The organism is Colwellia sp. C1TZA3 (assembly GCF_007954265.1).
Classification (GTDB): domain Bacteria; phylum Pseudomonadota; class Gammaproteobacteria; order Enterobacterales; family Alteromonadaceae; genus Cognaticolwellia.
Map to the genome: position 1 here is coordinate 15,970 of NZ_VOLS01000023.1, position 13,558 is coordinate 29,527.

At 37.9% G+C, this 13,558-nt stretch carries 9 protein-coding genes; 4 read left to right on the forward strand and 5 right to left on the reverse strand.

Annotated elements, in window-relative coordinates:
- Positions 1 to 55: 55 nt before the first annotated feature.
- From galK to ESZ39_RS08750, 5 genes are all read right to left on the reverse strand, one after another.
- Positions 56 to 1,204, reverse strand: a complete 1,149-nt coding sequence (galK, locus tag ESZ39_RS08730) for a galactokinase (RefSeq protein WP_146879531.1) — start codon at positions 1,202 to 1,204, stop codon at positions 56 to 58.
- Positions 1,194 to 2,249 carry a UDP-glucose--hexose-1-phosphate uridylyltransferase gene (locus tag ESZ39_RS08735; protein ID WP_146879532.1) on the reverse strand — a complete coding sequence of 352 codons (1,056 nt, stop codon included), beginning with the start codon at positions 2,247 to 2,249 and terminating at the stop codon, positions 1,194 to 1,196. Before ESZ39_RS08735 ends, galK begins: the two co-directional genes overlap by 11 nt.
- Before the next feature lie 4 nt (positions 2,250 to 2,253).
- On the reverse strand, positions 2,254 to 3,264 hold the full coding sequence (gene galE / locus ESZ39_RS08740) for a UDP-glucose 4-epimerase GalE (RefSeq protein ID WP_146879533.1): 1,011 nt from the start codon (positions 3,262 to 3,264) through the stop codon (positions 2,254 to 2,256).
- 303 nt (positions 3,265 to 3,567) lie between these two features.
- Positions 3,568 to 5,100: a glycerol-3-phosphate dehydrogenase gene (gene glpD / locus ESZ39_RS08745; protein ID WP_146879534.1), complete on the reverse strand. Its 1,533-nt coding sequence runs from the start codon at positions 5,098 to 5,100 to the stop codon at positions 3,568 to 3,570.
- A 182-nt stretch (positions 5,101 to 5,282) separates the two neighbouring features.
- Entirely contained in the window at positions 5,283 to 6,041 is a 759-nt protein-coding gene (locus tag ESZ39_RS08750; RefSeq protein ID WP_146879535.1) for a DeoR/GlpR family transcriptional regulator, read from the reverse strand.
- A 175-nt stretch (positions 6,042 to 6,216) separates the two neighbouring features.
- Here ESZ39_RS08750 and glpK point away from each other — a divergent pair, with 175 nt between their 5' ends.
- From glpK to ESZ39_RS08770, 4 genes are all read left to right on the forward strand, one after another.
- Positions 6,217 to 7,695 carry a glycerol kinase GlpK gene (gene glpK, locus ESZ39_RS08755; RefSeq protein ID WP_146879536.1) on the forward strand — a complete coding sequence of 493 codons (1,479 nt, stop codon included), beginning with the start codon at positions 6,217 to 6,219 and terminating at the stop codon, positions 7,693 to 7,695.
- Positions 7,696 to 8,272: 577 nt separating this feature from the next.
- Positions 8,273 to 11,017 (forward strand): TonB-dependent receptor, encoded by a 2,745-nt coding sequence (locus tag ESZ39_RS08760; RefSeq protein WP_146879537.1) that lies wholly within the window; start codon positions 8,273 to 8,275, stop codon positions 11,015 to 11,017.
- Between the two features lie 207 nt (positions 11,018 to 11,224).
- Positions 11,225 to 12,745: a tryptophan halogenase family protein gene (locus ESZ39_RS08765; RefSeq protein ID WP_146879538.1), complete on the forward strand. Its 1,521-nt coding sequence runs from the start codon at positions 11,225 to 11,227 to the stop codon at positions 12,743 to 12,745.
- Positions 12,746 to 12,754: 9 nt separating this feature from the next.
- On the forward strand, positions 12,755 to 13,501 hold the full coding sequence (locus ESZ39_RS08770; RefSeq protein WP_146879539.1) for a SapC family protein: 747 nt from the start codon (positions 12,755 to 12,757) through the stop codon (positions 13,499 to 13,501).
- Positions 13,502 to 13,558 lie beyond the last annotated feature (57 nt).

The following is a 13,558-nucleotide window of genomic DNA, read 5'->3' on the forward strand; positions in this document are numbered from 1 at the left end:
TACTTATGACTAAACCTAGTACGAAAAGCTAAATTAACTCTTTCCTATCATAATTTTAAAACTCAGTGACTTGTAGTCCATTGCCTGCTTTGCCGACATAAAGTGAAGCCTGAATATTAAAGCGAGAAAAATAATGTGCTGAAACAGCCGCTTTAATCTTGTCGATATCATCATGACGACATAAGCAAACAATCGCACCGCCAAACCCACCACCTGTCATTCGCACAGCACCTGCATTGCCCAGTGCAGTTTGACATATTTCAACCAAACCGTCGGTTTCAGGAATTGTCACTTCAAAATCATCTCTTAATGATAAATGAGAAGCCGTCATTAACGCTCTCAGCATTTGCATATCATTATTTTTTAATGCTTGCGTGGCGTTTAGTACCCGACTATTTTCTGTAATAACGTGGTGCGCGCGTTTATATTCATTTTCTGTCATCGATGAGCGGGCGTTATCTAGCATATCAATATCGGCATCACGTAAACTAGCCACTGACATTTTATTTGCTGCTTGTTCGCAATCTATTCGGCGCTGGTTATATTCACTGTCGACCAGCTTTCTAGGGTAATTAGAATTCACAATAACAATAGATAAATCGTCTGGAATACCGATAGCTTCAGTGGCTAAACTTTGACAATCAATGAGCAGTGCATGGGCTTTTTTGCCATTGGCAGAAACGAGCTGATCCATAATGCCGCATTGGCAATCCATAAAGTCATTTTCAGCCTCTTGGCCCAATAACGCAATGGTTTCATTAGACAAATTCAATTGACAGGCTTGGTTGAAAACACCACCAACGGCAACTTCTAAAGCTGCAGAAGAAGATAAGCCACTACCTTGAGGTACATTACTGTCTATCAATAGATCAACACCACTTAACTGATGACCTTGACGTTTGAAAACATAAGCAACAGCGCGAATATAGTTGCCCCACTGAGAGTCACCGCGAGTGATCTCAGTGTCGAGAGCAAATTCATCACATTCACCGGGGTAATGTAAAGAGTGCACAACAACTTTATTGTCATTACGCTTTCTATAAAGAATGCGGGTATAAAACTCTAACGCACAGGGTAAAACAAAGCCGTTGTTGTAGTCAGTAAACTCACCAATTAAATTAACACGCCCTGGAGCCGCTGACATTGCTTGAGCGGGATGTTGATAAATTTCTTCAAATAGTTCACAGAAATTATCAGTTACCATGAGGCTGTTCCTTCTTATAATGTGTTGTACTCGCTGAGCGTAATATATTAGCGGCTGTTTCAGCGGTTAAGTCGCGTTGACTCTCGGCTAACATTTCATAACCAACCATGTGTTTTTTCACGGTAGCAGAGCGCAATAGTGGTGGGTAAAAATGAGCATGAAGCCGCCAATGGCCGTTATTTTCTTTATTTACTGGCGCATTGTGCCAGCCCATTGAATAAGGAAAACTGCAATTGAACACGTTATCGTAACGTATGGTTAGTTCTTGCAATGCTTGCGCTAAACTGTGTTTTTGTTGTGAGTTTAATTGGCCAAAATGCTGAACGTCATCTTTTGCAATTAATAATGTTTCAAAAGGCCAAGCCGCCCAAAAAGGTACCACAACAAGCCAATGTTCATTTTCTACAACAATGCGATCTTTTTTTGACGTTTCGTGTTCAACATAATCAGCTAATAGGGATTTACCATGTTTATCTTGATAAGCAAGTTGCTGAATATTTTCTTTTTCTATTTCAGTGGATAGATGTTCATGCGCCCATATTTGTCCATGTGGATGGGGCTGAGAACAGCCCATAACAGCGCCTTTGTTTTCAAATATATTGACGCAAGCATAAGTCTTTGCCAACTCGACATAGTTTGATTGCCAGCTATTAACCACAGCTTCTATTTCTGCAATGGTGAGTTCAGGCAACGATTTATTATGATCAGGAGAAAAACAAACGACTCGACACTCACCATTAGCTACATTGGCTTCAAATAAAGGATGTTGTTCGCTTTTTATTTGCAGCGGTTCACTCGGTTCTTCAGTTAAAGCGCCAAAGTCATTAACAAAAACATGGGTATGTTGATAATCAGGATTTATGGCATCTTTTGCCCGTTCGTTTCCTGGGCATAATGGACAGTTTTCATCATATACCGGTAATTCTACTGTTGAGGGTGCTTCTGTAGCACCTAACCAAGGACGATTGTTTCTATGTGGAGAAACTAACACCCAATTACCTGTGAGTGGGTTTTTTCTACGATGAGTAAATTCTAAATTGTTCATTAAATTATTCCAGACCATTAGGGTATTTCGATTGCCAGCGCCAAGTGTCGTCAGTCATCGCTTTAATATTGAGTTGTGCTGTCCAGCCCAACTGCTTTTTAGCCAGTGAAGCGTCTGCATAATTACTGGCAATATCACCGGCTCGTCGAGGAGCGAATTGGTAATTAACCTTTACGTTTGCAGAGGTAGAAAAAGCAGCGATTATTTCTAAAACAGAATAGCCTTTACCCGTACCTAAGTTATAAACCAAAGAGCCAGAATCGTTTTGGTGTGCTGAAAATGCTGCAACATGCCCAGCGGCTAAGTCGGTAATATGAATATAGTCTCGTACGCCAGTACCGTCTTGGGTATTATAGTCGTTGCCAAAAACACTGACAAATTCACGTTTACCTACGGCTGTTTGAGCAATATATGGCATGAGATTATTGGGTATACCGTTAGGACTTTCTCCTAACAAACCACTTGGATGAGCACCAACAGGGTTAAAGTAGCGCAAAGCAATTGCCAAGTATTGGTCATTGGTTTGACACCAATCAACTAAAATCTGTTCCACCATGACTTTGGTCCAACCATAAGGGTTAGTTGCAGATATAGGATGTTGCTCATCGATAGGCAAGTATTGTGGGTCACCATAAACAGTGGCTGAAGAACTAAATATTATTTTATTAATGCCACAACTTTGCATGGTTTCAAGCAAAGTTATTGTGCCTGAAACATTATTTTGGTAATAGCGTAAAGGCTGTTCTGTCGATTCACCCACCGCTTTCAATGATGCAAAATGAAAAACTGCTTGAATATTATATTGCACGAAAGTCGCTTTGAGCTTTTTGCTGTCAGCGACATCACCTTCAATAAATTCAAAGGTCTGATTAGTTATTGTACTTAATTGCTCTAATACCTTAATACTTGAGTTAGATAAATTATCATATATCACGGGCGTGAAACCAGCCCCATATAATGCCAAACATGTGTGGCTGCCTATATAACCAGTGCCACCTGTCACTAAAACGTTCATCTAAATCTCCATACATAAATCTTATTTATAAGATAAATAAAACTGTCGAAAAATGCAACTTTTATTTGAACAACTTGATTGATTTATGAGTAGTTCGTATTGATTTAGGTTAACCTTAAAGCGAATCAACATGACTGCTTTAAATAAATAAAGGTATTAGAATGGCAAAAAATAATCAAAGAGCTTTGATTATTTTTATGTGAAGCACTATATTTTAATTACTTTTGTTCAATGCAATAGAGTTAGCTTTGCTACTTAGTATTAATAAGTAGCAAAATAAAAATTAATTCAATGGCTAAATTTTTAAGCTACTTTTGCAGTTCGTAAAGACTTACGAGCTAAAATAGCCGGATGATCATCAAGGTGCTGTTTTAATTTAGCCACTTGTTGTTCTGATAAATAAAGGCCTCTTTTGGTTCTTCGCCAAATAACATCGTCTATTTCAACCGCCCATTCTTGTTGGATTAAAAAGTTGACTTCTTGCTCATATAGATCAGCACCAAAGCAATAACCCATGGCCTCAATACTGTTTATATTACTTAATAAGGCAAAAATCCTCGTGCCGTAGCTACGGATCAATCGAGTGCGAAGCTTTGATGGCAACCATGGAAACTCTTTTTTAATCCCTTCAGTTAGTAATCCTATATTAGCAAAGTTACCTCCTGGTAGGGGTTTGTTCGCGGTCCATTTAGGCCCAATGTTAGCAAAGTAAGGACTTATTTTATTAACAGCGGCTTCCGCTAGTTTTCGGTAAGTTGTTATTTTACCACCAAAAATTGATAAGATAGGTGCTTTTTTATCAATATCTTCTAGCTCTAATGTATAATCACGGGTAACAGCTTGTGCATTAACTGACTCATCGTCTAATAATGGTCTAACGCCAGAGTATGTAGTGATAATATCTTCTCGTGATATTTTTTTCTTAAAATACTCATTAGTAATGTTTACTAGGTAGTCAATTTCATCATCAGATATTTTTACCTCAGATGGATTGCCTTGATATTCAACATCAGTTGTACCTATTAAAGAAAAATCATCTTCAAAAGGAATGACAAAAACAATACGTTGATCAGCATTTTGCAGCATATAAGCTTCCGGCTGCTCATGAATACGTGGCACGACGATATGGCTACCTTTTACTAATCTAATATTTTGAGGCGACTTAAGGGTTAAAGCATCTGAAAACAATTTAGCTACCCAAGGTCCAGAGGCATTAATAACACTGTTAGCACGTATAATACTAACATCACCGCTTAAACTGTCTTTTAGTGTAATGACCCATATATTATTTTCGCGTACCGCTTTTATACATTTGGTTTGTGTTTTGATAGTGGCACCATGGTCTTGCGCTGCCAGTGCGTTTAAAACAACTAGCCTTGCATCATCTACCCAACCATCTGAATATTCAAAACCTTTAGTTATGCGACTTACTAATGGACTGTCATCAGAGAATTTAATACCTTTTGAAGCCGGTAAAGTTACGCGCTTTGCTAGGTTGTCGTAAAGAAACAACCCAATTCTGATAAGCCAAGCGGGTCTTAAGTGCCGCTGATGAGGCAAGCGAAATACTAAGGGTGTAATAATGTGTGGCGCATTTTTCAATAAGATTTCACGTTCTGCCAAAGCTTGTTTAACGAGCTTAAATTCATAATGTTCCAAATACCGTAAACCACCATGAATGAGTTTGCTGCTGTTCGAAGAGGTAGCAGAGGCAAGATCATTTTGTTCACACAGGACAACTTTTAGCCCTCTGCCTGCCGCGTCTGCTGCGACGCCAGCGCCATTGATACCACCGCCAATAACCGCAACGTCAAATACTTCATTTGTTCCATTCATATAATGTGCCTTGATATTTTTATGACAAATCCAATGTTCGATAACGAATTATAATGTTCGTTTATGTTCGTTTCAAGTGGTAATTGTGCTTGTAGTAGATGGGTTGTTTTATTTAGCTACAAAAAATTAGCTAGCTAGTTGTTAATTAGCTAGTTTATTTATAAAAATTAATTTTAAAAAATTTAGATTACATGCGTTGAGATAGCATTAGAGGTGAGTATTTCTTTAATTGCTTCAGGTGGCTCTTGATCAGTAAATAAATGATTGATTTGAGAGATGTTACCTTGCTTTATCATCGCGTTACGACCAAATTTAGAGTGGTCAGCTGCGAGTAATACATTGGTTGAGTTATTAATGATGGCTTGTGCAACTCGCACTTCTCTCAGATCAAAGTCTAATAAAGAGCCATTGTTACTGATACCACTGATACCGATAATTCCAAAGTCCATTTGGAACTGACTCATAAAATCACAAGTCGCTTCGCCTATGATACCGCCATCTCTATGACGAACTTCGCCGGCGGCAATAATAACTGTAAAGTCTTCTTTAGCAGAAAGAATAGTCGCGACGTGAATATTGTTAGTCACTATATTTAATGAGCTATGGTTAAGTAGAGCGCGAGCTATTGTTTCTGTTGTTGTGCCAATATTGATAAATAATGATGAGCCGTTGGGGATCATTTTAACCAACTCTTTCGCGATGCTTTCTTTTGCTGATAAATTTAAAATTTTACGTGATTGATATGAGGTATTTTCTGTTGTTGAAATACTTTCAGCACCACCATGATGACGAATAATGACACCCAACTGAGCGAGTGAATTAAGATCTCTTCGTATCGTTTGAGGGGTAACTTTAAAAGACTGTACCAACTCATCTATAGTAATAAAACCCTTCTTATGTATTAGGTCAATAAGTTCAGTTTGGCGTTGGTTTAGCGCCATAAAGGCTACCTCTATTTAAAGTTTACAACAAATTAAAATTATCCCACATATTAGATGTTTTCCAAAATTAATTGTTTTAATCAAATGTTCGAATATGAATATAGTTGTTGCCAATTCACAAAGGTATGTGCATTATCAGATAATATTTAATTATTAAGTAAGATAAATAGGATTCATATTGAAATACTTATTAGCCATCGACCAAGGTACTACAAGCTCAAGAGCGATACTTTTTACTAAACAAGGGAAAGTACACGCCTCAGCACAAGAAGAGTTTGAACAATATTTTCCTCAAGATGGTTGGGTAGAACATATTCCTAGTGATATATGGCAAACGGTTTTGCGTACTTGTCGTAAAGTACTTACTGATAATAACGTCTCGGCAACAGAGATCATTGCGATAGGGATCACCAACCAAAGGGAAACCACCTTGGTGTGGGACCGTAATACGGGTGAGCCTTTATATAATGCTATTGTTTGGCAAGACAGACGTACTTCAAAGTATTGTGAATCGATATCGAGTCCTCATGTAGAAGAGCTGATTAATAATAAAACCGGCTTATTGCTCGACCCGTATTTTTCAGCAACTAAAATTAGATGGATACTTGATAATGTTGAGGGCGCACAAGCAAAAGCAGAAAAGGGTGAATTAGCTTTTGGTACCGTGGATAGCTTTTTGTTATGGCATCTTACTAGCGGAAAAGTGCATAGAACAGACGCAACCAATGCCTCTCGAACCATGATTTTTAACATTCATCAGCAAGTATGGGATCAAGAACTACTTGAGTTATTCAATATTCCAGCTTCTATGTTACCTGAAGTAATGGACTCATCAGATGATTTTGGTTATGTCGACAGTGCGTTACTCGGTAATGAGATTGCCGTATTAGGTATGGCAGGAGATCAACAAGCGGCTTTATTTGGCCAAGCATGTTTTGATGAAGGAATGGCGAAAAGTACTTATGGCACTGGCTGCTTCTTAATGTTGAACACAGGCAGTAGAGCACTTAAATCTAAAAACAAACTATTAACGACTGTTGCCTATCGTTTAAATGGTCAGCCCACTTATGCCATTGAAGGTAGTATTTTTATGGCGGGCGCGACGATTCAATGGATTCGAGATGGATTAAAATTAATCGGCTCTGCATGTGAAACTGAATCTATCGCAGAAAAAATGCCTTTGGATCATGGTGTTTTTCTTGTGCCTGCGTTTACCGGTTTAGGGGCACCTTATTGGGATCCCAATGCTAGAGGGGCCATATTAGGACTAACACGCGACTCGGGGATTAATGAAATTGTTACTGCTGGCCTACAATCTGTTTGCTATCAAACAAAAGACTTACAAAAAGCAATGGAAAATGATGGGCTTAGGCCAAGCTTAATTCGTGTTGATGGCGGAATGGTGGCTAACAACTGGTTACTTAGTTTTCTATCCAATATTTTAGGATCAACGGTAGATCGCCCAGAGATTATCGAAACCACCGCATTAGGTGTTGCGTATTTAGCTGGGCTTAAAGCAGGAGTTTTTAGTTCAACGGAAGAATTAGCTAAAATGTGGCATTGTGGGAAACGCTTCACTCCAAAAATTGATAATGAGCAACGTAACTATTTATATGGAAAATGGCTAGCAGCTGTTAAAAGAGTGAAAAGCTAACGGGCAGTGAGTTGAGTCGACTATTGTGCGATTACTTTTAAACCTTAATAAATGCCAGTTTCTACTGGTATTTTTCGTTTATAGCCGATTGATTTTTTTACTTTAATCTTGGCTTTAGTTTAATACTAGCTTGTTAGTGAAAACAGATGATTTAACTATACTTTTTTTGGTTATCTAAGTAATTAACTTGCTGGCAGATAGTATTATTGAGCGGAATACTGCCACATAAAATGATGCTATTTGGTTAAACGTTTTTTAAAAAAATTATTGAAGCGCTAAATATAAGTTAATTACTGTGTGCAAATTTAATAATTTATCTCAATTAAAATCTACTGTAATCAGTTGGCCTTAAATAAAGGTTATTAATTTATAAGATTCTGTTTTTATTGTTTAAAATTTATTTTTTTAGGTGTGATTACGTAAGGGTGTGTGTTTTTTTAGTCGTTTTATTGCTAAAAAACATAACTTAATTACTGAAAAAAGGTTGAAGTTTTATCCTATTCAAGGTATTTATAAGATAAATAGGTTAAATAATAAAGCAAACGTTAAAAACAAACATTAAAAACAGGGGAAGAAGATGTCTACAAAAATTATTTCAACGTTAGGTAAGCGAACCGCAATTGCGTTAGCTGTTGCCAGCACTTTTGCCAATGCAAGTGTTTTTGCAGAAGAAGCACCACAAAAAACAGAAGTTATCACTGTAACTGGCATGCTGAGTAGTTTGAAAGCTTCAATGCTTGATAAGAAAGAATCAAATGTTGTTTCTGATGGTATATCAGCGGAAGATTTGGGTAAATTCCCAGATTTAAACGTTGCAGAATCATTACAGCGTATTACTGGTGTATCGATTGACCGCAGTGGTGGTGAAGGACAAGCAGTAACCGTTCGTGGTTTTGGACCTCAATTCAACACGGTACTCGTTAACGGTCGCCAATTGGCAACTGATAGTGCTGGTCGTGAATTTAACTTTGATGTTTTAGCTGCAGACCAAATTACGGGTGCAGATGTTTATAAAACCTCCGCTGCTAATCTACAAGAAGGTGGTATTGGCGGTACAATTAATGTTAGTACAGCACGTCCATTCGATTATGAAGGCTTTCAAGTTGTTGGTTCATTAAAGGGCATGTATGAAAGCCTTTCAGAAGAAACTTCACCAGCAGCATCATTGTTATTGAGTAATACTTTTAACGATAACAGATTAGGTGTGTTATTGGCGGTTAGTCACTCAGAGCGTGATGTACAAATTAACCGTATTGAAACAGCGGGTTGGCGTCCAGGTCAAACTATCTCTAATGATGCAGATGGAGATGGCGAAGCAAATGTGCTTTTTACCAATGCATACATCCCACGTAATTGGGATCAAATTGTCGACAAACAAGAGCGTACACGTACTAATGCAAGTTTAGTTTTGCAGTATGCGCCAACTGATGAAATCGAAATTGTTGTTGATGGTTATATGTCAAAATTTGAAGTTAAATCAGAAGCTACTGATTTAGCCTCTTGGTTTGAACCTGATCGTGTTGACTCTGCAACTATAGATGCAGCAACAGGCACATTAACATCATTTAACCAAGGTATTGGTTTAAGTGGTCCTAATGGCAGTGGTAACCCAGCCACTGATTTTGTTTCACATACTCGTAATTCTCGTGATGTCACTAACAGTGGTTTTGGTATCAATGTTAAGTGGGATATTACTGAGCAATTAGTTTCAACGTTTGACCTTTCTACTTCATCAGCAGAAAACGATCGTGCTGGCCGTGACCGTTTTAATGTTGTAGGAATTATTAACAATTATGCGTTTGATGGCACTGGCAGCTTGCCAACTGTTCTTCATGATGGTTTTGAAAATGGTAACTTACTAGATGCAAACCTTTCTCGTTTACATTACAACGAGAAAGGTAATCAATTTACTGACAAAGATGACATTAGTGAATTTAAAGCTGATTTTGTTTATGCTGCAGATGGCGATGTTTTTGAAGAGGCGCGTTTTGGTTTTTATCGTCAAGAACGTGAAAAAGAAAGTTTTCAAATTTTTGGTAGCCAGTGTGAATACTGTGGTTATGGTACCGCTGCTCCCAATGATTTGTTAGATTTCAAACCGTTCACCGCAAGTAATTACTTCCCGGGTTTAATTGATACCTTCTATGCTTATGACGGTGACGCTTATGTTGATTTCTTAGCCGATCAAGGTTTCCCAATTCAGCCATCATTACAAAATAACCGTTATGTTGTAAGTGAAGATATTACGTCATTATATGCCGATTTTACCTTTGGTTATGAAGTAGGTGATATGCCTTTAACTGTGAATGTTGGTGCGCGTTATTCAACCACTAGTGTTGATGCTAAAGCTGTACAAAGCGATATTGCTAATGTGGTTCCAACATCGGATCAAACATTATTTAGTAATGTATTTGGACCGGCTAACAATATTACTGAATCAGGCTCTTACTCAAACTTATTACCTAGCGTAAATGTTAAATTAGAATTACAAGACGATATGGTGTTACGATTTGCGGTATATGACTCATTAACACGTCCAACATTGTCACAGCTTTCACCAGCAACGACATATAATGAACCGCGTCGTCAAAACTTAACCGCGCAAGGTGGTAATCCAAACCTTAAACCGTTTACATCATCAAACTGGGATATTTCTTACGAGTGGTACTACTCAGATGCAAGTTTATTTAGTTTTGCGTTCTTCAATAAAAAAGTAGATGACTTTATTGTTACATCAACCGGTGCTGAAGCTTATAAGTTGGCGGCTAGAACAGGGCCAAATTTTTCTTGTGTCGGTGATGACTGTACCGATGCTGATGAATTAAATGGTGAGCAAGAAACTTATACGGTTACTCGTCCGCAAAATACGGAAGAAATTACTGTATCAGGTTATGAAGTTGCCCTGACACATATTTTTGAAAATGGCTTTGGTTTTACAGCAAATGCAACGGTTGTAGATAGTGATCAAGAGCTTGGTGATGATCCAACTCGCGCATTTGCGCTTGAAGGTTTAGGTGATTCTCAAAACCTTATCATGTTCTATGAAGCTGATACTTGGCAAGCTCGTGTAGCCTACAACAACCGTGAAGGTTTCCTTCGCCTAGTTGATAATGGCTTTAACGGTGAACCAGTGAATACTGAAACATTTGGTCAATGGGATGTCAGTGCAAGCTACGAAGTAAACGAAAATATTTCAGTGTTTTTTGAAGGTATTAACGTTACTGAAGAAGAGTTAGTTCAAAACGGTCGTTTTGCTAATCAAACGTATAACATTGAAGATAACGGTTCTCGTTATGCCGTTGGCGTACGTGGTAAGTTCTAAATGAAAGCTTAATTTTTTAGTTTAAGCTTTCAGTTTAAAAAGAAGTAACTTGGCCTGACTTGTTAACAAGCAGGCCATTTTTTTAGTAAAAATAGTGGGTATATTTTTACTAAAAAAATGTAAAGTATTAAGTAAATTTATATTTCTGCACAATTAACTTATCGTAAGTTATTCTCATCAACGATTTTAGGTTAGGAAAATCTGAAAATGTCAAAAACTGTAAAAAATATTATTATTATTGGTGGTGGTACTGCGGGCTGGTTAACCGCAGCCATTATTGCGGCGCATCATAAAGATGCTAAAAAAACCGAACTTAAAATTACACTGGTTGAATCTTCAGATATTCCAACTATAGGTGTTGGTGAAGGTACATGGCCCACCATGAAAAACACCTTTCACAAAATTGGCCTTAAAGAGAGTGATGTTTTTAAAAAATGTCATGCGGCCTTTAAGCAAGGCGCTAAGTTTGTTGAATGGGTTCATGGTAATGGTGATTTTTATTATCATCCGTTTACTGTGCCTTTAGGTTATGGTCATATTGATTTAGCGCCGTATGTCTCTAATATTGAAAATTTTGCTCGAGAATCTAATTTTCAATATGACATTTGTGAAGCGGGTTTAGCACCGCGAAATTTGGCTGAATCAGAATATCAAGGACAATGTAATTACGGTTATCACCTCGATGCAGGTGCGCTTGCCGAGTTATTGAAAAGACACTGTATTGATAAGCTTAATGTTGAGCACATTGTTGATACGCTTGATGAATGTATTAGTGAGAACGGTGAGCGCATTGATGCAGTCGTCTTAAATAAACAGGGAAAACTAACGGCGAATTTGTTTGTTGATTGCTCAGGTTCACGTTCATTACTGTTAGGACAAACCTTAAATGTTCCGTTTAAAAAAGTTGATCACGTGTTGTTTAACAACCGAGCACTAGCGATGCAAGTGCCTTACGAAAGTGAAGACATGCCCCTTGCCAGCCACACTATTGCAACTGCACAAAATGCAGGTTGGATATGGGATATTGGCCTAACGAGTCGACGTGGCGTTGGACATGTTTATGCTAGTGATTTTTTAACTGATGAAGAGGCTGAGCAAAATTTACGTAATTATTTGGGTGAAGCAGCGAATGGTCTTGTAGCACGCAAAATTAGTTTTGAACCAGGCCATCGAGAGCAATGGTGGAAAGGTAATTGTGTTGCCATTGGTATGGCTGCTGGTTTTGTAGAGCCGCTTGAAGCTACCGCTATTATGCTGGTTGAGCTATCGGCGCGCTATGTAGCGGAAAATTTACCCGCTGACGAGAGTCTAATGCCGTTAGTGGCAAAACGCTTTAATAAGCAAATGGCATATCGTTGGCAACGTATTGTTGATTTTTTAAAGTTTCATTACATGCTTACTAAGCGCACAGAGCCTTATTGGCAAGCGCACTGCGATCCAACCACATTCCCAGATAGTTTAAAAGAAGATCTTTCGTTGTGGCAGTATCGTGGTCCAACAACGAATGATTTTACCAGCGCTATGGAACTATTTCCAGCGGCAAGTTACCAGTATGTACTTTACGGTATGGAATTTAAACCTGACTTTTCTCGCCAAGGTTATTTACATAACCAGCAACAAAAAGCAGAACAAGTGATTAATCGTAATGAACAATTAACCCAACAAATGTTACAAAGTTTACCACCCCATCGTGATTATATTGAAAAATGGCTGGCGACTTCAACTTAGAGAATAATAATGACTGAATTAGTAGAACTGAGTAATAGTGAACACGGTACATTGAAAGTGACTGATAACGCAGCGGTTGTTTTTGTAAAACAGCAACATATTTTAACGATACGTGTGAAAGAAATAACTCAAGCTATAAGTAGCTTTCCAGTGTTTTTAGTGAAAAACCCACACACAGGGCTGTGGAACATTGCGGCACTATCGAGTTTCGAAATGGGGCAGAATTTGTTTGTTCGTGATGATAAATGGCATGCTATTTTCACCCCAACTAGTATGCAAACGTTTCCTTTTTTCTTGATGAATTTAGCCGGAGAAAATCAAGGCTATACTATGGGTATTGCACCTAATGATCTGGCTTTTTCAACAATAGAAGGGCAGAGTATATTTGAGTCTACTGGCAAACCAAGTTTGCTGTTAAGCCGAGTGAAAACATTATTAGAAGCCGATATCAAAAATGACATACAAAGTTATCAGTTTGCTGAGAAGTTGGAAGCTATGCAATTGATTAAGCGTATTAACCTAGTTGTACAGTATGCTGATGGCACAGTAAAAACGTTAAAAGGTATGAACAGCATTGATGAAGCGAAGTTACAGCAACTAACAAATGACGAATTGGCAGGGTTAAATAAGTTAGGTTATCTTATGCCGATTCATGCGATGCTAATGTCTATTATTCAATTAAATAACCTAATTCAAAAGCATAATAATGTTGAAAGTAACAAAACAATATCACAAGTTAAATTAGCCCTTGAATAAAGCATTAACCCACGAAAAAAAAACAAAATAATTAAAAAAGCCATTCACATGAATGGC

What these genes read in the sequence shown, in the direction of transcription:
- galK (WP_146879531.1), bottom strand. Translation starts at nt 1,204, where the DNA reads ATGGTAACTGATAATTTCTGTGAACTATTTGAAGAAATTTATCAACAT.
- ESZ39_RS08735 (WP_146879532.1), bottom strand. Translation starts at nt 2,249, where the DNA reads ATGAACAATTTAGAATTTACTCATCGTAGAAAAAACCCACTCACAGGT.
- galE (WP_146879533.1), bottom strand. Translation starts at nt 3,264, where the DNA reads ATGAACGTTTTAGTGACAGGTGGCACTGGTTATATAGGCAGCCACACA.
- glpD (WP_146879534.1), bottom strand. Translation starts at nt 5,100, where the DNA reads ATGAATGGAACAAATGAAGTATTTGACGTTGCGGTTATTGGCGGTGGT.
- ESZ39_RS08750 (WP_146879535.1), bottom strand. Translation starts at nt 6,041, where the DNA reads ATGGCGCTAAACCAACGCCAAACTGAACTTATTGACCTAATACATAAG.
- ESZ39_RS08760 (WP_146879537.1), top strand. Translation starts at nt 8,273, where the DNA reads ATGTCTACAAAAATTATTTCAACGTTAGGTAAGCGAACCGCAATTGCG.
- ESZ39_RS08765 (WP_146879538.1), top strand. Translation starts at nt 11,225, where the DNA reads ATGTCAAAAACTGTAAAAAATATTATTATTATTGGTGGTGGTACTGCG.
- ESZ39_RS08770 (WP_146879539.1), top strand. Translation starts at nt 12,755, where the DNA reads ATGACTGAATTAGTAGAACTGAGTAATAGTGAACACGGTACATTGAAA.